Origin of the sequence: Pseudomonas sp. GW531-T4, from assembly GCF_017349615.1 — a bacterium.
GTDB lineage: Bacteria > Pseudomonadota > Gammaproteobacteria > Pseudomonadales > Pseudomonadaceae > Aquipseudomonas > Aquipseudomonas chlororaphis_I.
Genome location: NZ_JACMZT010000013.1, coordinates 13,066 through 35,361 on the forward strand (window position 1 = coordinate 13,066; position 22,296 = coordinate 35,361).

Here is a 22,296-nt window from a genome sequence, read left to right on the forward strand (position 1 = left end):
ATTCCCCGGGCCTATAGTGAACCGACCGGAAAACCGGCCAGGTTCACTTCGACGAACACCCAGACAAGAAAGGAGAACCGAGATGAGCGTCAAACCCATCCCCGAGGGTTACCCCAGCATCACGCCCTACCTGGGGATCACGCAGGCTGCCGAGGCTATCGAGTTCTACAAGAATGCCTTCGGCGCCACCCAGGTCATGCGCCTGGACATGCCCGACGGCAGTGTCGGCCATGCCGAGCTGCGCATCGGCGACTGCCCGATCATGCTGGGAACGCCCTGCGACCAAGGGCCATTGAGCAATCCCGACCAATCGCCTTCGGTCGGCCTGCACCTGTACGTCAACGATGTCGACAAACAGTTCGCCCAGGCCATCGCCGCCGGCGGCCAGGTGGTGTCCGAGGTCAAGGACCAGTTCTACGGCGACCGCAGCGGCACCCTCAAAGACCCGTTCGGCCACCTGTGGTTTCTCGCCACCCGCAAGGAAGACCTGAGCGAAGAGCAGATCAAGCAGCGGGCCGTGGAGATGTTTAAACAGCAGGGATAAGCCCTGAGCCTGTAAACCGCTGATCGCGGGCCAGTCGGATCGCCGCCCGCTCGCGCCTACAGATGCGCGTTCCCTTGTAGGAGCGAGGCTTGCCCGCGATAGCGCCCTCAACGCCCCACAGCACCGGCCTTTTGCACGCCATTGGTCGCGCGGAAACATTTACTTTCATATCGTCTTTCGGGATTTACGATTCTCATTCGTCTTAATTAGATGCAGCAGGTCGCGTTGGCGAAGGCTACGCCGCGGGTTTATCTCCGGGCTCGGCAAACGCCCCGCAACTCCACTCCTCGAATCAAGACGCGTGCTCAATGTCGAAGAAGTCCCGCTCGAAAATCTGGTTTCTCGTTCACAGCTGGCTGGCGCTGCCCATCTGGTTCTTTGTGCTGATCGTTTGCGTCACCGGCACCCTGGCCGTGGTCAGCCAGGAAATCGTCTGGCTGGCCAACCCCGACATCCGCGCCAGCAAACCCACAGGCGATGCCCAGCCGCTGAGCTACGACCAGATCGTCAAGGCCATCAAGCAGGCCGAACCGCAGACCCTGGTCGAAAGTATCAACACCCCCGACGAAGCGCATTTCGCCCTGACCGTGGGCGTCAGCTACCCCGATGGCCGTTCTGTCGAGGTCTATGTCAATCCGTACACCGGCGTGATCCAGGGCGTCAGCCCGCCGTTCAACTTCCAGGCCTTCACCCGCGCCCTGCACGGCTGGTGGCTGGTGCCGTTCACCAATGGCTACAGCTGGGGCTGGTACCTGGTATCGCTGCTCGGCCTGCCGATGCTGGCGTCGCTGGTCACGGGCCTGGTGGTCTACAAGAAGTTCTGGAAGGGCTTTCTCAAGCCGACCCTGCGCCTGCGCCATGGCGCGCGGATTTTCTGGGGCGATTTCCATCGCCTGAGCGGCATCTGGTCGATCTGGTTTATCGCGGTGATCTCCATCACCGGCACCTGGTTCCTGATCGAGGCAATCCTCAGCGACAACCAGATCACCATTTCCAGCGAACCCATAGTGCCGGTGATCGCCCGCGAAAACGTGCCGACCTCGGCCGACGGCAGCCCGGCGCCGATGATCGGCGTCGATGAAGCCATCCGCATCGCCACCCAGCAGATCTCGGGCTTCGAGGTTGGCTTCGTCATGCTGCCGAGCAACGCCTACAGCCACCTGTTCATCAGTGGCCGCGGCTGGTACCCGTTGATGTACCAGACCGCCAACCTCAACCCTTACAGCGGCTCGGTCGATACCGCGCACCTGCTGTCCGATCGCTCGCCCCTGGAGTTCGTCACCGAGTCCATGCGCCCGCTGCACACCGGTGACTTCGGCGGCCTCTGGATCAAGCTGATCTGGTGCTTCTTCGGCCTGCTGCTGAGCATGATGGTGCTCAGCGGCCTGCTGATCTGGACCAAACGCACCGCCCTGGCCACCGCCGCGGCCCTCAAGCGCAGCACCAAGACGCCGCGCCCCGCCCTCGCCCAGCGCCCGCTTGCGGCCCTGCGCACCGACACGCCGGAGGGCAACCTGTGAGCAAGACAGACAGCGCAATGCCGGTTTCGCCCCTGCGCCAGTTCTGGCTGAAATGGCGCTTCCACCTGAACATCCTGCTGTTGCTGATCCCCCTTGGTTTCATGCCCAAGTACTTTGCCGACGCGGCGCTGGCCCGTGGCGACAGCGGCCTGGGCGAACGCGAGGTGGGCGAGGTGCAGGTCGGCCCCTGGAGCCTGCGCCTGGCCGAGCTGCGTAACGAAGCGCCGCAACTCCAGGGGCCGGCCGGCTATATGAAGGGCTTCAACGCCGCCCTGTGCGACGCCTGCATCGACCAGGTCAAGGCCACCTACCTGCGCATCGGCAAACCCCGCAGCCTGCGCGCCGCCGGGGTGATCTTCTTCGGCACCGCGTACCGCATGGGGGCCAGCCTGCCCGTTCCGGAAAAGACCAAGGCCGACGCCGAGCTGTGGATCACCATGGAAGGCTGGGACGGCAGCATGCACCAGGCGGCCATCCCCCTGGGCCAGGCATCCCCGGCGACCCTCGCCTGGCTGAACAAACAAGGAGGCAAACCATGATTGCTGTACCCACCGCCCGCCTGCGCCTGCTCGGTGCCGGCGCACTCCTGCTCGCCAGCGCCGTGTTCAGTGGCAGCGCCCTGGCCCACAACCCGATGTGCGAGTGCAAGCAGATCGACGGCGAGCAGATCCGCTGCACCGGCGGCTTCTCCGATGGCAGCGGCGCCCCGGGGGTGACCCTGGACGTGATCGGCTACGACGAAACCATCCTGGTGCCCGGCAAGCTGGGCGCTGACTCCACCCTGACCTTCAAGAAACCCGACGCCGAGTTCTATGTGCTGTTCGACGCCGGCCCCGGCCATGTGGTCGAGATCGACCAAGCCGACATCGAGGCCCCATGAGCACCTCCCCTCCCCAAGTCGTGCGCCCGGCCGGCGCCGGTCATGAAACCCTCTACGTCCTGCTGTTGTGTCTGTTGATCCTCGGCGTGGCCGGCTCCGTGGTACTGTGGCGCGGCGAAACCCGTGAAGTGGCGAGCGTCGACAGCCACCAACTGGACGCCCGCCGCGACCTCACCGCCGGCGAACAGGGCCTGTACGCCGACCTGCGGGTGACCCTCGACGAAATCCGCCTGCTGCGCGAAGAAGCCCAGGCCCTGCCAACGCCCGAGCAACTGGCCGAGGAAGGTTTCGCGCCCTTTGCCCAGGACGCCAGCTCGGTGAGCCGTGGCGGGCATGTCTGGCAGCTGCGGCAACAGGCCTATGTCGGCCTCAGCCAGAACAACGCAGTGGCCGGTTCCTTGCTGATGCGCATCGCCGCCGACCCGGCCGCCGCCCCGGATATCTGGCTCAACCGCGGCCCGTCCCTCGCCGCCCCCGACGACCTCAGCGACGCCGCCCTGGCCAGTGCCGGCTGGCAGCAGGTGGTCGCGCAATTCGATGCCGGAGTGACCCGCCAGCATCGCCACTGAACCCACGCATTCACCCGAGAGAAGACCGCTAGCCCATGCCTATTTCATCTCAACGCCGCCCGTTCCTGCGGGTGCTGCTGGTCAGCCTGTTCGCCCTGTTGCTCAGCCCTCTCGCCACCGCCGACCAGGCCAAGCGCCTGCGTGTCGGCATCACCCTGCACCCCTACTACAGCTACGTGGCCAATATCGTCGGCGACAAGGCCGAGGTCGTGCCGCTGATTCCCGCCGGCTTCAACCCCCACGCCTATGAGCCGCGCGCCGAAGACATCAAGCGCATAGGCACCCTGGACGTGATCGTGCTCAACGGCGTCGGCCACGACGACTTCGCCGACCGCATGATCGAGGCCAGCGAACGTCCGGACATCCCGGTGATCGAGGCCAACCAGAACGTGCCGCTGCTGGCCGCCACCGGCATCGCCGCACGCGGCGCCGGCAAGGTGGTCAACCCGCACACCTTCCTGTCCATCAGCGCCTCCATCGCCCAGGTCAACAACATCGCCCGCGAGCTGGGCAAGATGGACCCGGCCAACGCCAAGGCCTACACCCAGAATGCCCGCGCCTACGGCAAACGCCTGCGGCAGATGCGCGCCGACGCCCTGGCCAAGCTGACCAAGGCGCCCAACGCCGACCTGCGGGTGGCCACGGTGCACGCCGCCTACGATTACCTGCTGCGCGAATTCGGCCTGGAAGTCACCGCCGTGGTCGAGCCGGCCCACGGCATCGAGCCCAGCCCGAGCCAGTTGAAAAAGACCATCGACCAACTGCGTGAACTGGACGTCAAGGTGATCTTCTCCGAGATGGACTTCCCGTCCACCTACGTCGACACCATCCAGCGCGAGTCCGGGGTCAAGCTGTACCCGCTGTCGCACATTTCCTACGGCGACTACAGCGCCGAGAAGTACGAGAAGGAAATGGCCGGCAACCTCGACACCGTGGTCCGGGCGATCCAGGAGGCCGGCGCATGACCGCCCTGCACAGCCTGGCCCGCGGCCCGTCCATCGAGTTCGACCAGGTCAGCCTGACCCTGGGCCGCACCACCATCCTCGACAACGTCAGCTTCAAGGTGCAGCCCGGCACCCTACATGCCCTGGTGGGCCCCAACGGTGGCGGCAAGAGCTCGCTGATCAAGACCCTGCTCGGGCAGATGCCCCACCAGGGCCGGTTGAGCCTGCACTGGCCGGGCGAACCGGGGGTGATCGGCTATGTGCCGCAAGCCCTGGAGTTCGATCGCGGCCTGCCGATGACCGTCGATGACTTCATGGCCGCCATGTGCCAGCGCCGCCCGGCTTTCCTCGGCCTCAGCCGGCATTACGCCGCGGCCATAGGCGAGGCCCTGGAGCGGGTCGGCATGCAGGACAAACGCAAGCGGCGCATGGGCGCCCTGTCCGGCGGCGAACGCCAGCGGGTGCTGCTGGCCCAGGGGCTGATCCCGGCGCCGCAACTGCTGGTGCTGGACGAACCGATGTCGGCCCTCGACGAGGCCGGCATCCAGGTCTTCGAGCGCCTGCTCGGCGACTGGCGCCAGGCCGGGATCACCCTGCTGTGGATCGAACACGACCTGGAAGCGGTCGGCCGCCTGGCGGACCGGGTCACCGGCCTGCATCGCCGGGTGCTGTTCGACGCCCAGCCGCAACAGGCGCTGACCCCGGAACGCCTGCTGACGCTGTTTTCCACCCACCCGCGCAGCGCGGACATTGTCAGCGGGAGTGTTGCCTGATGAGTTACGAAGCCTTTCGTCTGATGATCCAGGGCTGGGCCTCCTCCGGTTACCTGCCGGAAACCCTGGCCTATGGGTTTGTGGTCAACGCCCTGCTCGCCGGATTGCTGATCGGCCCGGTGCTCGGCGGCCTGGGCACCTTGGTGGTGGTCAAGCGCTTTGCCTTCTTCTCCGAAGCGGTAGGCCATGCGGCCCTGACTGGCGTGGCCATCGGCATTCTGCTCGGCGAGCCCTACACCGGCCCGTACGGCAGCCTGTTCGGCTACTGCCTGTTGTTCGGCATCCTGCTCAACTACCTGCGCAACCGCACCGGCCTGGCGCCGGACACCCTGATCGGCGTGTTCCTCTCGGTGTCCCTGGCCCTGGGCGCCAGCCTGCTGCTGATCCTCGCCGGCAAGATCAACGTGCACATCCTCGAGAACGTGCTGTTCGGTTCGGTGCTCACGGTCAACGGCAACGACCTGCTGGTGCTGCTGATCGTCGGCGCCCTGGTGATGGGCCTGAGCCTGCCGCTGTACAACCGCATCATGCTGGCCAGTTTCAACCCGCAACTGGCGGCAGTGCGCGGCGTCGCGGTGAAGACCCTGGACTACCTGTTCGTGATCCTGGTGACCCTGATCACCGTGGCCGCGGTGAAAGTCATAGGCGCGATCCTGGTGGGCGCCCTGCTGGTGATTCCGGCGGCGGCCGCGCGCCTGTTGAGCCAGTCGCTCAAGGGCTTTTTCTGGATCTCGGTGCTGATCGCCACGGTCAGCACCCTGTGCGGCATCCTGCTGCCGATCCTCTTCGACCTGCCGGTGCCCTCCGGCGCTGCGATCATCCTGGTGGCCGGTGTCGCCTTCGCCCTGGCCGCCATTGCCCGCGGCATTGTCCCCAGCCTCAAAGGGAATATCGGATAAATGCACAGTTCATTACGTCACCTGACACTACCCTTGACCCTCGCCCTGGCCGGGCTGAGCAGCGCTCCGGCCCTGGCCCAGCCGGACCGTTTCGAACCCATGCGCGTCACCGCCAACCAGAGCCTGGGCACCACGGCGCTGCACAGCGCCAGCTCACACAAGCCGCTGACCGTACTGGCCTCGCTGCCGGTGACCTTCGGCCTCGGCCAGTTGCTGCTGCAAGGCACCGACGTGCAGCTCGAGCGCGCCGCCCCCGATAACCTGCCGGGCTCGCGCCAGACCGCCTACTTCACCGGCCGCGGCGCCCCGGCGCTGCACAAGCTGGCCCTCGACGCCGACGCGGTGATCGGCCTGCGCTCGATCTGGCCGGACGACCCGCTGTACCCCAACGCGCGGCGCAGCAACATCCGCATCGTCGAAGTCGATGCCGCGCGCCCGGTGGACGGCGCCCTGCCCGGGGTGGCCCTGCAACCCGGTAAGAGCGATGGCCTGAACAGCCAGCCGTGGCTGTCGAGCAACAATTTAGGGCGCATGGCCGATGTGCTGGCCGCCGATCTGGTGCGCCTGGCCCCCGCCGCCAAGCCGAAGATCGACGCCAACCTGGCCAGCCTCAAGCAACGCCTGCTCAAGCTCAGCGCCGATACCGAGGGGCAACTGGCCAACGCCGACAACCTCAGCGTGCTCAGCCTCAGCGACCACTTCGGTTATCTGGTCAGCGGGCTCAACCTGGAACTGCTGGAGGTCGACGCCCGCGCCGACAACGAGTGGACGGCCGAAGCGCTGCAGCAGTTGCAAGCCCGGCTCAAGGACAACGACGTGACCATCGTCCTGCATCACCGCCAGCCGTCCGACGCGATCAAGGCCGCCATCAGCGCCGCCGGCAGCCAGTTGCTGGTGCTGCAAACCGACAGCGCCGACCCGCTGGCGGAGCTGGAGAGCAACATCAGCCAGATCACCAGCGCCCTCGCTCCGAAAACCTGACCCGCTCCTACAGGGGAAATGGCGCGGCTTACAAATTCCCCCAAGAATCGCCCGCGTCGCCGGTGCTAGCCTGCTGCTCCCTTGAACGGACAGGAAGCCCCGCCATGAGTGACTACCTCAAGCTCAACCAGGCCAACTGGGACGAGCGCGCACCGCTGCACGCGGCCTCGCCGGACTATCAGGTACAGATGTTTGTCGACGACCCGCGGCACCTGTCCGAGGTGGTGCGTTTCGACCTGCCGCTGCTGGGCGACATCAGCGGCCTGCGCGGCGTGCATCTGCAATGCCATATCGGCACCGACACCCTGTCGCTGGCGCGCCTCGGCGCGCGGATGACCGGGCTGGATTTCTCCCCCGCGTCCCTGGCCGAAGCCCGCAGCCTGATGGCGCGCACGGGTACGGCTATCGAGTTCGTCGAGTCCGACGTCTACAAGGCCTCCGAAGTACTGCCCAAGGGAGCCTTCGATCTGGTCTACACCGGTATCGGTGCCCTGTGCTGGCTGCCCAGCGTCGATACCTGGGCGCGTAATGTCAGCGAACTGCTCAAGCCCGGTGGCCGGCTGTTTATCCGTGAAGGCCACCCGATGCTCTGGGCCCTGGACGAAAGGCGCGAGGATACGCTGCTGGTGGAGTTGCCCTACTTCGAGCACAGCGAACCGCTGGTGTGGGACGACGACAGCACCTACGTCAGCACCGACCGGCCGCTCAAGGCCACGGTGACCCATGCGTGGAACCACGGCCTGGGGGAAATCGTCAGCGCGCTGCTCAAGCACGACCTGCAGATCAGCGGCCTGGTGGAACACCAGAGCATCCCCTGGGACGCCCTGCCCGGGCAGATGCGTTGTGACGAACACGGCGAATGGCACCTCAAGGAAGCGCCCTTGCGCCTGCCATTGAGCTACACCTTGCAAGCCATCAAGCGCCCGATCTGACGCCCACAAAAAAAGCCCGCAGGACTGTATCTCCAGCGGGCTTTCCACATCCCCACACTCCCTGTAGCCGCTGCCGAGCCCTGGCGAGGCTGCGATCGGGCTGGGCGGCATTCCGACGAAGCGGCCGCAATGGGGCCAACGCGATTATCCTGACCCAACGCATTCTCAGGTTTTGCGCCTGCTGCGCAGTCGATCGCAGCCTCGCAGGCTCGGCAGCGGCTACAGCGGCGGGGTAATCAGTTGGTGGCCGCCTGGGCGTCCATCTTCTGCCGCAGGCTCAGCGGGCGCATGTCGGTCCATACCTCTTCGATGTAGGCCAGGCACTCCTTCTTGAAGCCGCTCTTGCCCACGGTGCGCCAGCCTTGTGGCACAGCCTTGTAGTCCGGCCAGATCGAATACTGCTCCTCATGGTTGACCACTACCTGAAAGAGGATGTCCTCGCGGTCAAATACTGAAGTCATTACGTGTCTCCATCGCTGTAAGGCTCGCTGCGCCGAGCGCGCAGCGGTTGTGAATAAGGAACGTTCGAGGCCCGTGGAAAATTAGAGGCTGGCGACCGCCGCCGCCAAAGCCCGGCTGAAAATATCCGCCACCTGGTCGATCTCCGCCGCGGTGATCACCAGTGGCGGCAGGAAACGCACCACGCTGCCATGGCGCCCGCCCATTTCCAGGATCAACCCGCGCTTGAGGCATTCACGCTGCACCAGCGGCGCCAGGCGGCTGAACTGCGGCGGATGGCCCAGGGCGTCTTTCTCGCCGGCCGGGTCCACCAGCTCGATCCCCAGCATCAGGCCCCGCCCGCGAATGTCGCCCATCTGCGGGAAGTCGCGCTGCAGGATCCGCAGGTGCTCGCGCAAGCGCTCGCCCATGGCGGCGGCATGCTCGGCCACCTTGTGTTCCTTGAGGTAGCGCATCACCGCGGAACCGGTGGCCATGGCCATCTGATTGCCACGGAAAGTGCCGGCATGGGCGCCCGGCAGCCAGGTGTCGAGCCAGTCGCGGTAGACCACCACCGCCATCGGCAGGCTGCCGCCGATGGCCTTGGACATCACCACCACATCCGGGATGATCCCGGCGTGCTCGAAGGCGAACATCTTGCCGGTACGGCCGAAACCGCTCTGGATCTCGTCGACGATCAAGGCCACACCGGCCTTTTCAGTGATGCGACGCACACCGCGCAGCCAGTCGAGGTCGGCGGGAATCACCCCGCCCTCGCCCTGCACCGCCTCGACGATGATCGCCGCCGGCAGTTGCACGCCGGCTTCCGGGTCGCTCAGCAGGTTTTCCAGGTAGCTCAGGTTGGCCTTCACCCCTGCTTCGCCGCCCAGGCCGAACGGGCAGCGGTAGTCGTAAGGGAACGGCAGGATCTGCACGCCATTGGTCAGCAGCGCACCCAACGGCCGCTTCGGCCCCAGGCTGCCCATCAGGCTCAGGGCGCCCTGGCTCATGCCGTGGTAGGCGCCCTGGAACGACAGCACGGTGCTGCGGCCGGTGGCGGTACGGGTCAGCTTCAACGCCGCCTCCACCGCGTCGGTGCCGGTGGGGCCGCAGAACTGGATTTTCGCCTCGGCGGCCAGGGCCGGCGGCAGCAGGCCGAACAGGTCCTGGACGAACTGGTCCTTGACCGGCGTGGTCAGGTCCAGGGTCAGCAGCGGCAGCTCATCAGCCAGCACCTGCTGGATCGCCTCGATCACCACCGGGTGGTTGTGGCCCAGGGCCAGGGTCCCGGCACCGGCCAGGCAGTCGATGAAGCGCCGGCCTTCGACGTCCTCGACATGAATCCCGCGCGCGCGCTTGAGCGCCAGGGGAATGCGCCGCGGGTAGCTGCGGGCATTGGATTCCTGCTGGTTCTGCCGGGCCAGCAACGGCGATTCGGTGAACTGGTAAAGCGTTTCGGCCGGCGCGGCACTGGTCCGCGCGGGCTGATCGTCGACAAGGCTGGTAGCAACTGACATCTCTCGAATCCTCACGCTGATGAGTTGAGCGAAACCGCACACCACACAGGTACGCAGCCGGTTCAGCGCGCACTCGCAGGTTTTCCTGTTCTGGAAACGCATCAGCGACGAGAGGATTTACACCTGGGAGAGGTTTATTGCGTATCAACCACGAAGGTGGTGGTGGACATCAAGACGTCATCGCGGGCAAGCCTCGCTCCTACAGGATTTTGTAGGAGCGAGCGGGCGGCGATCCGACTTGCCCGCGATGAGGGCGTCAGGTCGATTGCAGCGGCATGGTCAGCTCGACCCGCAAGCCATCCGGCCGGCTGTCGAAATGCAGCACGCAACCGCAGCGCTGGACAATCGCCTGGACGATGGCCAGGCCCAGGCCGCAGCCGGTGCTCTGGCCGTTGCGCCAGAAGCGTTGGGTCAGGTGCTGCAAATCATCCTCGGGAATGCCGCTGCCATGGTCGCGCACCTGGAAGCGCACGCGGTTGCCGAGGGCTTCCAGGTTCAGCTCCACCGGCGCATCGCTCGGGGTATGACGCAGGGCGTTGTCCAGCAGGTTGCGCAGCGCGGCGATGGCCAGCACCGAGGGCATTTCCAGCGGTGCCGCCGACACCCGCTCGTCGATATGCAGCCGGATCCGTTGCCGGGCACCGCTGGCGGCGTCCTGGATCGCGGTTTTCGCCACCTGTTCGGCATTGCACTGCACGCCGTCCTCGAACGACAGGCTGCCTTCGACCCGTGCCAGCAACAGCAGTTGCTCCAGGGTCCGGTGCAGACGGTCGGCGCCTTCTTCGGCGCGCGCCAGGGATTGATCGCGGGCCGCGCCGTCGGTCATGCGCGCCACTTGCAGGTGGGTCTTGATCGCCGTCAGCGGGCTGCGCAACTCATGGGCAGCGTCGCCGGTCAGGCGGCGCTCGCGCTCGATGGTCTTGCCGATGCGCTGGAACAGCTGGTTCTGGGTTTCCAGCAACGGCCGCAACTCGCTGGGCAGCGGCTGGATCTGCAACGGCTCCAGAGAGTCGGCGCTACGGCGCATCAAGGCATCGCGCATGCGGTTCAGCGGCGCCAGGCCCTGGCCGATCCCCAGCCACAGCAACCACAGGCAGCCCAGCAACGCCACGCCGACTGGCACCGAGGCAGCCAGCAGCACCGACATGTTCAACGCCTCGCGCTCGACCTGCCGATCGGCAGTGGTGATGCGCAGGTCGCCCCGGGCCAGGGTGAAACTGCGCCAGCGCACGCCATCGATCATCTGGTCGTGAAAGCCCATGCGTTCGGCTTCGAGTTTCTCGTCGGGGTGGTTATGGCTGCGGGCAAGAATCTCGCCGCGCAGGGAGCTGACCTGGCAGGCCATGCCCCCGGGAATGTTCAGCTGTTCGGCACTGAAATGAGTGCCCTCGCCCTTGCTCGACAACGGCGGCAATTGTTCCAGCAGGCCGGCGACCATGCGCGCCGAAGCCACCAGGCGCTGGTCGAGGGAAAACATCATCTGGTTGCGCAAGTCGCTGAACATCCAGGCCGCGGCCAGTGCCCAGATCAGCACGAAGGCCGCGCCGATGGTCAGGCTCAGGCGCAAACGCAGGCTCATCACTTACGACTCCTCCCCACCATCCGCCGGCCCCAGGCGATAGCCCAGGCCGCGCACGGTCTCGACGATGCCATTGCCGAGTTTGCGTCGCAGGTGGTGGATGTGCACGTTGAGGGCATTGCTTTCCAGTTCGTCGTTGAAGCCGTAGACGCTGTCCTTGAGCTGTTCGCTGGACAGCACCCGGCCGCGGTTGTGCAGCAGTGCCTGGAGCAGCGACTGCTCGCGTCGCGACAGGTCCACCGGCTGGCCGCCGAGCAGGGTTTCGCGGGTGCTCGGGTCGTAGGTCAGGCGGCCGTGTTCGATCAGGTTGACGCTGCGCCCCGCCACCCGGCGCAACAGGGTGTGCAGGCGCGCCGCCAGTTCCCGCAGGTCGAAGGGCTTGAGCAGGTAATCGTCGGCGCCGGCCTGCAGGCCGTCGACCCGGTCGCTGACCGAGTCCCGCGCGGTGAGGATCAGCACCGGGATTTCCAGGCCGTTGTGGCGCAGCTGCTTGAGCAGCTTCAGGCCGTCTTCGTCGGGCAGGCCGAGGTCGAGCACCATCACGTCGAACTCCGCCACGCCGAGCATGGCCCGCGCCGCCGAGGCGGTGGCCACGTGTTCGACCGTCAGGCCCTGGGCCGTGAGGCCGGCCACGATCCCGCTGGCAATCAGTTCATCATCTTCACAGACCAGTACGTGCATGGTGAAACCTGTAGAAAAGGGGTGCATTAAAACTATCGCCGATTAAGCCGACATTATGCCCGCACCGCCAGTGTCACAAGGCGTGCAGGGTTAATCATCGGTTAATCGCCATCGGCCATTGTGCCCCCCACTTGCACCGGTTTAAGGCTTTTCCATGCGTCGTCTGTTCATCCTGTTGTTCATGCTGCTGTCGGGCCTGGCCCAGGCGGGTAACAACCCGTTCGAGGTCAAACCCGACTTTCTCCCGGTCGGCAAAGCCTTCGTCTTCACCTCCGAACGCCTGGCCTCGGGGGAAACCCAGCTGTTCTGGCAAATCGCCGATGGTTATTACCTGTATCAGCAGCGGCTGAGATTCGACGGCCTGGCGGACGCGCAAAAACCGGCGCTGCCCGAGGGCGAGGCCCACAGTGACGAATTCTTCGGCGCGCAGCAGGTGTATCGCCAGGGCCTGGAACTGAAAATCCCCGCCGGCGCCACCGGCAAGGTCAAGCTCGGCTGGCAGGGCTGCGCCGACGCCGGCCTGTGCTACCCGCCGCAATCTTTGGAAGTGGACCTGGGCGGCAGCCCGGCCGCCGCCAATGCAACCAATACCCCTGAGGCCAGCGACCAGGTCCTGGCCAGCGGCCTGCAACAGCGGGCCCTGGGCTGGAGCCTGCTGGTGTTCTTCGGCCTCGGCCTGCTGCTGGCCTTCGCCCCCTGCTCGCTGCCGATGCTGCCGATCCTCGCCGGCCTGGTGGTAGGCAGCGGCGCCAGCCCGCGTCGCGGCTTCGCCCTGGCCGGCAGCTATGTGGTGTGCATGGCGTTGGTCTACGCCGCCATGGGCGTACTGGCCGCGCTGCTCGGCGCCAATCTGCAAGCCCTGCTGCAACAGCCCTGGCTGCTGGGCAGCTTTGCCGCGGTGTTCGTGATCCTTGCGTTGCCGATGTTCGGCTTCTTCGAGCTGCAACTGCCGGCGGCCCTGCGCGACCGCCTGGAAAACGCCAGCCGTTCGCGCCGCGGTGGCAGCCTGGTCGGCGCCGGGGTGCTCGGCGCCCTGTCCGGCCTGCTGGTGGGCCCGTGCATGACCGCGCCGCTGGCCGGCGCCCTGCTGTACATCGCCCAGAGCGGCAACGCCCTGCATGGCGGGCTGATCCTGTTCGTCATGGGCCTGGGCATCGGCCTGCCGCTGTTGCTGCTGGTGACCCTGGGCAACCGCTTCCTGCCCAAGCCCGGTCCGTGGATGAACCTGCTCAAGGGCGTGTTCGGCTTCCTGTTCCTCGGTACCGCCATCGTGCTGCTGCGCCCGGTGCTCGACGAGTCGCTGTGGATCGGCTTGTGGGGCGCGCTGGCGCTGGTCCTGGCCTACACCGCCTGGTATCAGATGCGTGCCGCCGGGCGCGCCGGGCACCTGTTCGGCGCCGGCTCGGTGGTGTTCGGCCTGTGGGGCAGCCTGCTGCTGGTGGGCGCCGCCGGTGGCAGCGACGACCTGTGGCGACCGCTGAAGGTCTACAGCGGCGGCAATGCCGTGGCGGCGGTCAGCGCCCACGACGCCTTCACCACCGTCAAGGCGCCGGCCGACCTGCAAGGCGCTCTCGACGCCGCCAGGGCCCAGGGCCAGTGGGTGCTGCTGGACTACTACGCTGACTGGTGCGTGTCCTGCAAGATCATGGAGAAACAGGTGTTCGGCCAACCCCAGGTCCTCGACGCCCTGAAAGACGTGCGCTTGCTGCGCCTGGACGTGACGGCCGACAACGCCGCCAGCCGCGAACTGCTCAACCGGTATAAAGTGCCGGGGCCGCCGAGCCTGCTGTGGATCGGCCCGGACGGCGAAGAACGACGCAGCCAGCGGATTACCGGCGAGGTAGACGCCGCTGGCTTCCTGCAACGCTGGACCGCTACCCGAGAAGCCCGTTGATGCTGACCTTTACCATCGGCACCTTTGCCATCGCGCTCAACCACCTGCTGCTGATCAGTGCCCTGGCGCTGGCCACCTTGGTTGGCTGGCGAGTCGCCAAGCGCGGTGGCGAGAACCCGGAATCGGTGCTGTTCGGCCTGTTCCTGCTGGGCATGCTGGCAGCGCGCATCGGCTTCGTGGTCGCCTACTGGAAGCATTACCGCCACGACCTGTGGCAGATCATCGACCTGCGCGACGGTGGTTTTCTCCCTTGGCCGGGGGCGATCGTCCTGCTGCTGGCCGCCCTCGCCTGGGGCTGGCGCCGCCCGGCCCTGCGCAAGCCGCTGGGCGCCGGGGTCGGCAGCGGCCTGGCCTTCTGGCTGCTCGCCACCCTGTCCCTGGGCATTTTCGAACAAGGCACACGGCTGCCGGAGATCGCCCTGCGCAACGCCGACGGCGGCACCGTGCAACTGACCAGCTACCAGGGCAAGCCCCTGGTGATCAATCTCTGGGCCACCTGGTGCCCGCCCTGCCGCCGGGAAATGCCGGTGCTGGAAAGAGCCCAGCAGCAGCGCCCGGACCTGACCTTCCTGTTCGTCAACCAGGCCGAAAGCATGCAGAGCGTCAGCACCTTCCTGGCCACCCAGGACCTCAACCTGAACAACGTGCTGTTCGACGGCAGCGGCCGCCTGGGCCAGGCCGTGGGCTCCATGGCGCTACCGACTACGCTGTTCTATAGCGCTGACGGGCGCATGCTCGGCAGCCACCTGGGCGAGCTGTCCGAGGCCAGCCTGGCCCGCGCCCTGGAACATTTCGACCGACCGCATTCGACCACGGCCACGCAGGCCGCCCCTTCAAGGAAACTGCCATGCCCTTCATCCGCCACCTGCTGAGCCTGTCCCTGGGCGCGGCCCTGCTCCAGGTACCGCTGCTGCACGCCGAAGAACTGCCCCAGGCGATCAAGAACATCGAAGCCAAAGGCGCCAAGATCGTCGGCCGCTTCGACGCCCCGGACGGCCTCAAGGGTTATGCCGCGCAGTACCAGAACCGTGGCATGGCCCTGTACCTGACCCCGGACGGCAAGCATGTGCTGCTGGGCAACCTGTACGACGCCGACGGCAAGGACCTGAGCGCCGAGCCGCTGCAGAAACTGGTGTATGCGCCAATGGCCAAGGAAGTCTGGGCCAAGATGGAAAAGAGCAACTGGATCGCCGACGGCAAGGCCGACGCGCCACGCGTGGTCTACCTGTTCAGCGACCCCAACTGCCCTTACTGCAACATGTTCTGGGAACAGGCGCGGCCCTGGGTGAACGCCGGCAAGGTCCAGTTGCGGCACATCATGGTCGGCATCATCCGCGAAGACAGCCCGGGCAAATCCGCCGCCCTGCTGGCCGCCAAAGACCCGCAAAAAGCCCTGCAAGACCACGAAAAAGCCGGCAAGGGCAGCAGCCTCAAACCCCTGGACAAGATCCCCGCCGAAGTCCAGGCCAAGCTCGACGCCAACATGGCGCTGATGGACGAACTGGAGCTGTCCGCCACCCCGGCGATCTTCTACATGGACGACCAGGGTGAACTGCAACAGCAACAAGGCGCGCCGGCGCCAGGCAAGCTGGTGAAGATTCTCGGGCCTAAATGAATGAGATGCGCCAAGACCTGACCCGTAATGGCCTTTAGCCTTACCGACAGCGTTACACTACTGCCTTTATTCACGCAGACAGGGAAGTGACGTTTTGATAGCTCAAGGACAAGCTAGGCTTTTAGACATTCTCGACTACTGGCACAAGGTGGAGTTCTTTCTACCTTATGCCCTCGAGAAATATGTCGAGGACTTCAAGGAATGGGAGACCCGATGGCTCTCCCAGGAAGATCTCCAGCAGAGCAAGGACAGCCGCTGGCGCAACTTTTCCATCCCCGACGACCTTCAAGTCAAAGGCTTCAACCTCTACATCGGAGTCTTTGATGCCTCCGTCATTGCGGCTCTTTGCGAACCGCACCTGGCCGCTTTATCGGTAGACGAGAACACCTTCTATGAAGAGCAGGAACGGGTGGAGCTTGAAGGGCTGACGTGCTTTGCCAAGATCAAGCTCAACGCTCAAGCCGTCCCGCAACTGGATGCCGTGTCACTGTCGACGGCTCCCTGGGCCCTGGGGCAAACGGTGAGCAAAGGGCTTGGCGCTCTTGGCCATCAAGCCTTCGAAGACGCCAAGGAGCAGTTGATCAAACTGTTGCACAACTTCCATGGACAGCGCCAGCAAAACGATGACCCGAGCTTGATGGCTGAGGAAGTCCTGCATTTACATCAACTGCTGTGCAACTGGGCCAGTTTCACGCCTGAGCAGAACAGCGGTACCGCGGTCGCATTGCTTCAAGTCCTGACCCAGCCCAAGGTCGAGAAACCACTCACCCAACTCTCTGCGGCACAGGCACCGGAAGTCGAGGATGAAGAAGAACCCGATACCGAGATCGACATTCTCAACAGCTTTTTCATAAAAGACATCGAGCGTGCGATCGCCAGCTTGCAGCGCGCAGAGCAGCCGCTGCCTTTGCTTCAGTACCTGGGCGAAGCCGACCCGAGCAAAAGAATCGACCTGTATACCGATCATGGCCGCACGGCCATTTACCAGGCCCTGCAACCGCAATGCATAAACCCCGGGCATTGGCCGGATGAGCCCGGCCATGCCATGAGCCTGATGCAACAGTTCGCGATCAATACCGCGCTCGGCACCTTGGAAAACAGCGGGGTGTTCTCCGTTAACGGACCACCCGGGACAGGCAAAACGACCTTATTGCGCGACATGTTCGCCGAGAACATTGTTCGTCGAGCGCGGGTATTGGCGGGATACAGCGAGGCGGCAGACGCTTTTGTTGGCGGGAAAAAACCGCAGGTCACCTTCAAGGGCATGCCGAATACCTACACCATCCGCGCGCTCAAGCCTGAGCTGACCGGCTATGAAATGGTGGTGGCCTCCTCCAACAATGCCGCCGTGGAAAACATTTCCCGGGACCTGCCCAAACGCAAATCCCTGGGAAAATGCTGGAGCAACGTGCAGTACCTGCAACCGGTCGCCCATAAGATTGCTGCCCAGAAAAGCGATGGCAGCATCAGCCCCCTGTCCGATGAGGACAAACCCTGGGGGTTGATCTGCGCCGCACTCGGTAACAGCAGCAACCGAAAAGCCCTGCAGGAACGTTTGTTTTTCAACCCGGTAGACACCACCGAGCCCAATCCGCCCCTGACGATTCGGCAATGGGTGGATGACTATAAGGGCCTCACTTTCAAGGAGGCCTGCGCAGCCTTCAAAAAAGCCGACGAGGAGGTCAGCAAGGCGCTGGAGGAGCGAGCCCGCTACGCCAGCCTGCTGGAAGAAATGGCGGCTACCGATGAGCCGGCCTTCCTGCACCCTCAACAGCAGTCATTCAATCAGGCCGAACAGACCAGGGCGTCCGCCCAGCAAGCCCTCGACCGCCAGCAACAGCAACTTCAAGCAACGGCGCAACACCTGAGCAGCCTGCAGGAACTGGAGCGCCTGATAGATCGCAGTCGTCCGGTCTGGTGGAAGCGTTTGTTCAATACTCAAGCAGCTAAAACCCACCGTAATGAACAACTGGAAAATGCCCGGCTCCAGCGTCTGGCGCATGAAGAGATCAACCGCGCGAAAAGCCTTCTGAACAATAGCCTGAGACCGGAACTTGAAAGCGCGCAAACCGCATTGCTGTTCTGTAAAAGCGAACTCGATGCCCGTAAAGCGCAATGGCAAAGCAAGTGCCAATGCCTGGACGATTTCGCCAGCCGCCTGGGCCGTCCGAACCTGCCAGGCCAGCTGAGTGAGCTGGAGAACAGCGACTTCCAGATCAATGGGCTTTGGCATGATGCCGCGCTCAACCGATTGCGCTCGACCGTGTTCGCCGCGGCGTTGACCCTGCATGAGGCCTGGCTTGCCGAGGTCGCGCCCTCAGGCTCGAACGGCAAGGGCTTCAGCGCCAACCTTGCAGCCATCAGCCTGTTGCTGAGCAACAAGACACCCGAGGATGAGCGACTGACCCAGGTGCTCTGGCAAAGCCTGTTCATGGTGATCCCGGTGGTCTCGAGCACCTTTGCCTCCTTTGGCAACCAGTTCCGTGGGCTGGGTGCCGGCTCTCTGGGCTGGCTGTACATCGACGAGGCAGGGCAAGCCGTGCCCCAGGCCGCCGTCGGTGCCTTGTGGCGGGCGCAGCGCGCCATGGTGGTGGGCGACCCCCTGCAAATCGAGCCGGTCTTTACCCTGCCGCAACGCCTGGTCAAGACACTGGGCCAGCTATCGGCGCACACGGCAAACGATACCTTCGCCCCCAATCGCGTGTCGGTCCAGAGCCTGGCGGACCAGAACAATCGCTATGGCAGCGTGTTCAAGAACGACACCGATGAAGAGCTGTGGATCGGCAGCCCGCTGAGGGTCCACAGACGCTGCATCGAACCCATGTTCAGCCTGTCGAACCAGATCGCCTACGGTAACAAGATGGTCTTTGGCCTGCCCAACGCCCACGCCGAACAGGACGCCCCGGTGTACAGCTCCAGTTGCTGGGTCGATATCCCTGGCCATGTCGAACACAAACAGGTCGTCCCCAGGCAGATCGAGTTCATGGTCGATCTTCTCGGGCAGCTGTACCTGCGCGATGGAGAACTGCCGCAGCTGTACGTGATCTCGCCGTTCAAGGCCGTGCGCCTGGCCCTGCAGAAAGCCATACGCGCGGCGGCCTGGGCCAGGCCCAACCATCGCCCGAAATTACCCGCGGGCGAGTTGAAACAGTGGTTGAAAGCCTCCATCGGCACCGTGCATACCTTCCAGGGCAAGGAACAAGACACCGTGTTCATGCTGCTGGGGGCAGACCCCGAGCATGCGGGAGCGGCGCAGTGGGCCGCCTCCAAACCCAACCTGTTGAACGTTGCCCTCACCCGGGCCAAACGTCGGGTCTATCTGGTCGGGGATTTTGACCTCTGGGGGTCGCTGCGCTATTTCGATGCGGTGAGTCGCGGCAAATTCCCGCTGCAAAGAATGGGGCCCGCTGCCTTTCTGGCAAAACTGAATGCTCTGGAAGAGCAGGCCTAACGTTGAACACTGTCAGCGCCTGACGCTGACCTGAAGATATTTGGTGAACGCGCTCGCCCCCCACAGATACCTGATTGTGAAACAACGATCAGGCCCCTGTGGGGCGAGCCCGCTCAGGATGAACGCTTCAAAAACGACTCAACGGGCGCCGCGCCCATCCAGCAACGCATCCACCACCGCCCTGGCCATTTCCACGGAATGGACCATCGACCAGATCAACCCACGCTCCAGGCCACTGCCGCGTTCGGTGATTTCATCGCTGACTTCTTCAGCGCATTTGAGCAGCAACGACACATGCACCAGGGCTTCTTCGGCGCTGATGCCTTCGCGTACACAAAAAAGAGAATCCGGACCTACCGGCCCTGCCGTAGTGGCGTGGAGAGAATCAAATGCTTCAGGAGGCGAACTGGCCAGCGCCTGACGCAAGGTTTGATTGGCGGTTTTCAACTCAGGGTAACGATATACAGGGATTGGCTTTTTCATGGATGCGGTCCTCAACACAGTGGATATGAACACCCAGCAAATACTTCTGGGTCTTCGTACGTTCCCGATATGTTTCGGACTTGCACATCCGGCCATTGATTTCGCAATGACCTGTGCAGGCTAGTGCGTCAGGCCCCCCGTATTCAAGCGGCAAACCACTTCCCGGAAATGCCCTACAAAAGAAAGCGAATCGGCCCCCTGTAGCCGCTGCCGAGCCTGCGAGGCTGCGATCGACTGCGTAGCAGGCGCCAAACCTGCCCATGCGGTGTGTCAGGAAAAATACCGTCGCCTGGTTTGCGGCCGCTTCGCGCCCTATCGCAGCCTCGCGGAGCTCGGCAGCGGCTACAAGGGCGTCAGCATTCGGCGTTTGTGCGTAAGGCTCAGGCGAACTCGTCTGGTGCTTCGCGGGCAAGGATGTTCTCCAGTTCGTCCGTGTCTCCCCGTTCGTTGAGGATGGCGCTGACCTGATCGACCCAGACCTTTTCCGAGGCAATCCCGGCCCACGACTGGCTGCCGAAGCCGTGATACGGACGGTCATCGAAGGTGCTGATCAGTAGTTGGTTGAAGCGCACCGTCTCCAGGTTCTTGCGCTGGATCTGCATCTGCAGGGCCCCCAGCACCTTCTGCTGCTCTTGCGGGTTCGGGCGATAGCTGAAGAGCCGCGGCGAGCTGAGCACCAGGAACTGCGGTGGAAGGTTTTCATCGATGGCCGCCTGCAAGCGGTAATGGCCATCGAGAATCAGGTGGCAGCTCAGGCCGCTGACGTACCACAGCAGGATGGGCGGCAAGCTGCCTTCACGGGCTTTCTTGCGCCACCATTTGAGGCGCCCGGAATGCGGGTCCACTGCATGCAGGCCGACCACTGCGCCGCCACTCTCGCCCAACTCGACCCAGCGCGCCGCGCCGGGTTGCCGGTTGTCGAGGATGTTGCGGCCGTAGATCGCCCACTGCGGCATATGGCTCAGGGCGTCTTCACCGCCCTTGAAGTACCAGGCTTCGGTGCCGCTCAGCAACGGCCGCATCGGCTTGAGGGATTCCGGGCGCAGGGCCCGTACCAGCCAGTAGCCGGGGTAGAAAAAGTCCGGCTGATGCTGCATCAACTGCTGGACGAAGAAGCGGCTCCAGGCCTTGAGGCGCAGGGCCGGGTCGAGGCGTATCTGTTGCTCCACCTGAGGCGAGTCGATGGGGCCCACCAGGGTTTGCGGCAATTGCTCCAGCAGGTGATTGCGTACCAGCCACACGCCGTAAAGGCAGCGGGACATGCTGCCCCACAGCAGCGTCTGGTCACCCAGCACCAGTTGCATGCGTCGGTTGTTGCCACTGAGCAGGCGCAGGTTCGGCTTGCCGCTGGCCGGGCGCTTGACGTCCACCCCGAGGCCGTTCCAGTTGCCGGCCAGGTCCTCGATATCGCGCCAGTAAATCTGTTCCGTCATGGCCCCTGTCCCTGAATGAAAACGCCCGACGCAGGTGCTTGGACCTGCGCCGGGCGCGACTATAGCAGAGGGGTCGGGTGGTAGCCTTGAGATCGAATCGCGGGCAATCGAGCATCGACCGGCCGCTCCTACAGAAGCCGCGATCCACCAGGGAAAATACGGCTTCTGTAGGAGCGAGGCTTGCCCGCGATGACGTCAGCCCAGACGCCGCCGAGGCATCAGCAGGAATGCCGCTCCGCCAAAAACTTCAACAATGCTTCAGTGACAAACGCCGGGTTCTCCAGGTTGGAGATATGCCCCGCCTCAGGCACCAGCTGATAAGGGCAACCAATCAGCTCGGCCATCTCCCGGGTTTCCGAAGGTGGGCGCGGTTTGTCCTGGTCGCCGCACAGCAGCAAGGTGGTGTTGGGGTCCAGCTGGTTGAGACGCGACAGCAGGTCTGCGCGGCTGAAGGTGATGCGGCCCATGGGCACCACGCTTTCGCGCAGGCGTTCGCTGGGCAGTGCCGCGAGCACGGCGCGGAAGTCCTGGTACAGCGCCGACTGCGGGTCGATGCCCGGACGGAAGAAAATCGGCACCACGATGTCCAGCAGTTGCGGGGCGATCGTCCCGCTCTCTTCGATCTGCTTGAACAACGAGAAGTAATACTGGCGGGTCGGCTCCGGCTCGGCCCCGAGATAGGTGTCCATCAGCACCAGGCCATTGATCCGTTGCGGCGCCGCCAGGGCCAGGCGCGCGCCCCACATGCCGCCCACGGACAGGCCGACCAGGGTGATGCGCTCGATCTGAAGATGATCCAGCAGCGCCAGCACCTGCCGGGCGATGTCATCCAGCGAAGCAGTGCCTTGCGGCAGCGCGCCGGATTGGCCGTGGCCCCACAGGTCCGGGGCGATCACCCGGTACTGCCGGGACAGCGCCTCGATCTGCGGCGCCCACATGTTCAGGTCCCACAGGTAACTGCCGGCCAGCAGCACCGCGGGGCCGCTGCCCTGGTCCAGGTAGTGAAGGGCTTGTCCATCAATAGTCGCGAAGGGCATCAACTGTCTCCTGTCAGGTGGGCTGCGAAAAAGCTTCGGTAGACTGTGCCGGTGAAGGGTTGCCGTCAATCGGACAAGTCCTAAGGGCCGTGCAAGCCTGGAGGTTTTTCGCGAGCAAGCTCGCTC

At 64.5% G+C, this 22,296-nt stretch carries 21 protein-coding genes; 14 read left to right on the forward strand and 7 right to left on the reverse strand.

Features of this window, described 5'->3' with window-relative positions:
- Positions 1 to 82: 82 nt before the first annotated feature.
- The 10 genes from J4D28_RS12790 to J4D28_RS12835 all read left to right on the forward strand — a co-directional run bounded on the left by J4D28_RS12790 (position 83) and on the right by J4D28_RS12835 (position 8,042).
- On the forward strand, positions 83 to 544 hold the full coding sequence (locus J4D28_RS12790) for a VOC family protein (protein ID WP_009050054.1): 462 nt from the start codon (positions 83 to 85) through the stop codon (positions 542 to 544).
- Positions 545 to 852: 308 nt separating this feature from the next.
- Positions 853 to 2,064: a PepSY domain-containing protein gene (locus J4D28_RS12795; protein ID WP_103330985.1), complete on the forward strand. Its 1,212-nt coding sequence runs from the start codon at positions 853 to 855 to the stop codon at positions 2,062 to 2,064.
- Positions 2,061 to 2,603, forward strand: coding sequence for a thiamine pyrophosphate-binding protein (locus tag J4D28_RS12800; protein ID WP_162095822.1), 543 nt, complete (start codon positions 2,061 to 2,063; stop codon positions 2,601 to 2,603). Before J4D28_RS12795 ends, J4D28_RS12800 begins: the two co-directional genes overlap by 4 nt.
- Entirely contained in the window at positions 2,600 to 2,944 is a 345-nt protein-coding gene (locus J4D28_RS12805) for a hypothetical protein (protein ID WP_096375035.1), read from the forward strand. The genes J4D28_RS12800 and J4D28_RS12805 overlap by 4 nt, the downstream gene beginning before the upstream one ends.
- A complete protein-coding gene (locus J4D28_RS12810) occupies positions 2,941 to 3,513 on the forward strand; it encodes a DUF6162 family protein (protein WP_038577318.1) in 573 nt (190 codons plus the stop codon). Before J4D28_RS12805 ends, J4D28_RS12810 begins: the two co-directional genes overlap by 4 nt.
- A 35-nt stretch (positions 3,514 to 3,548) precedes the next feature.
- Positions 3,549 to 4,478, forward strand: coding sequence for a metal ABC transporter substrate-binding protein (locus J4D28_RS12815; protein WP_103330986.1), 930 nt, complete (start codon positions 3,549 to 3,551; stop codon positions 4,476 to 4,478).
- On the forward strand, positions 4,475 to 5,230 hold the full coding sequence (locus J4D28_RS12820) for a metal ABC transporter ATP-binding protein (RefSeq protein ID WP_009050060.1): 756 nt from the start codon (positions 4,475 to 4,477) through the stop codon (positions 5,228 to 5,230). Before J4D28_RS12815 ends, J4D28_RS12820 begins: the two co-directional genes overlap by 4 nt.
- Complete coding sequence (locus J4D28_RS12825) at positions 5,230 to 6,129, forward strand: metal ABC transporter permease (protein ID WP_103330987.1); 900 nt, start codon at positions 5,230 to 5,232, stop codon at positions 6,127 to 6,129. Before J4D28_RS12820 ends, J4D28_RS12825 begins: the two co-directional genes overlap by 1 nt.
- Positions 6,130 to 7,110, forward strand: a complete 981-nt coding sequence (locus J4D28_RS12830; RefSeq protein WP_103330988.1) for a metal ABC transporter solute-binding protein, Zn/Mn family — start codon at positions 6,130 to 6,132, stop codon at positions 7,108 to 7,110.
- 104 nt (positions 7,111 to 7,214) lie between these two features.
- Positions 7,215 to 8,042, forward strand: a complete 828-nt coding sequence (locus tag J4D28_RS12835; RefSeq protein WP_103330989.1) for a bifunctional 2-polyprenyl-6-hydroxyphenol methylase/3-demethylubiquinol 3-O-methyltransferase UbiG — start codon at positions 7,215 to 7,217, stop codon at positions 8,040 to 8,042.
- A 236-nt stretch (positions 8,043 to 8,278) separates the two neighbouring features.
- On the opposite strand, the gene J4D28_RS12840 is transcribed toward J4D28_RS12835, so the two are convergent.
- The 4 genes from J4D28_RS12840 to J4D28_RS12855 all read right to left on the reverse strand — a co-directional run bounded on the left by J4D28_RS12840 (position 8,279) and on the right by J4D28_RS12855 (position 12,257).
- Positions 8,279 to 8,503, reverse strand: coding sequence for an MbtH family protein (locus tag J4D28_RS12840; protein ID WP_016704262.1), 225 nt, complete (start codon positions 8,501 to 8,503; stop codon positions 8,279 to 8,281).
- Positions 8,504 to 8,584: 81 nt separating this feature from the next.
- Positions 8,585 to 9,997, reverse strand: coding sequence for an aspartate aminotransferase family protein (locus J4D28_RS12845; RefSeq protein ID WP_041987747.1), 1,413 nt, complete (start codon positions 9,995 to 9,997; stop codon positions 8,585 to 8,587).
- 256 nt (positions 9,998 to 10,253) lie between these two features.
- Positions 10,254 to 11,576 carry an ATP-binding protein gene (locus J4D28_RS12850; RefSeq protein ID WP_053269626.1) on the reverse strand — a complete coding sequence of 441 codons (1,323 nt, stop codon included), beginning with the start codon at positions 11,574 to 11,576 and terminating at the stop codon, positions 10,254 to 10,256.
- A 3-nt stretch (positions 11,577 to 11,579) separates the two neighbouring features.
- Entirely contained in the window at positions 11,580 to 12,257 is a 678-nt protein-coding gene (locus J4D28_RS12855; protein ID WP_009050065.1) for a response regulator, read from the reverse strand.
- A gap of 154 nt (positions 12,258 to 12,411) precedes the next feature.
- Between J4D28_RS12855 and dsbD the strand changes: the two genes are divergently transcribed.
- The 4 genes from dsbD (at position 12,412) to J4D28_RS12875 (ending at position 19,217) form a co-directional block, all read left to right on the forward strand.
- Positions 12,412 to 14,151 carry a protein-disulfide reductase DsbD gene (gene dsbD / locus J4D28_RS12860; protein WP_053269627.1) on the forward strand — a complete coding sequence of 580 codons (1,740 nt, stop codon included), beginning with the start codon at positions 12,412 to 12,414 and terminating at the stop codon, positions 14,149 to 14,151.
- Positions 14,151 to 15,023, forward strand: coding sequence for a TlpA disulfide reductase family protein (locus J4D28_RS12865; RefSeq protein WP_038634065.1), 873 nt, complete (start codon positions 14,151 to 14,153; stop codon positions 15,021 to 15,023). Before dsbD ends, J4D28_RS12865 begins: the two co-directional genes overlap by 1 nt.
- Complete coding sequence (gene dsbG, locus J4D28_RS12870) at positions 14,999 to 15,766, forward strand: thiol:disulfide interchange protein DsbG (RefSeq protein ID WP_009050068.1); 768 nt, start codon at positions 14,999 to 15,001, stop codon at positions 15,764 to 15,766. The genes J4D28_RS12865 and dsbG overlap by 25 nt, the downstream gene beginning before the upstream one ends.
- Positions 15,767 to 15,914: 148 nt before the next feature.
- Entirely contained in the window at positions 15,915 to 19,217 is a 3,303-nt protein-coding gene (locus J4D28_RS12875) for an ATP-binding protein (RefSeq protein WP_256587585.1), read from the forward strand.
- A 138-nt stretch (positions 19,218 to 19,355) separates the two neighbouring features.
- Here the strand turns inward: J4D28_RS12875 and J4D28_RS12880 are convergent, their stop codons facing one another.
- From J4D28_RS12880 to J4D28_RS12890, 3 genes are all read right to left on the reverse strand, one after another.
- Positions 19,356 to 19,700 (reverse strand): DUF6124 family protein, encoded by a 345-nt coding sequence (locus J4D28_RS12880; RefSeq protein ID WP_009050070.1) that lies wholly within the window; start codon positions 19,698 to 19,700, stop codon positions 19,356 to 19,358.
- Positions 19,701 to 20,080: 380 nt separating this feature from the next.
- A complete protein-coding gene (locus J4D28_RS12885) occupies positions 20,081 to 21,133 on the reverse strand; it encodes a hypothetical protein (protein ID WP_009050071.1) in 1,053 nt (350 codons plus the stop codon).
- 218 nt (positions 21,134 to 21,351) lie between these two features.
- Entirely contained in the window at positions 21,352 to 22,170 is an 819-nt protein-coding gene (locus tag J4D28_RS12890; RefSeq protein WP_009050072.1) for an alpha/beta fold hydrolase, read from the reverse strand.
- Positions 22,171 to 22,296: the final 126 nt, after the last annotated feature.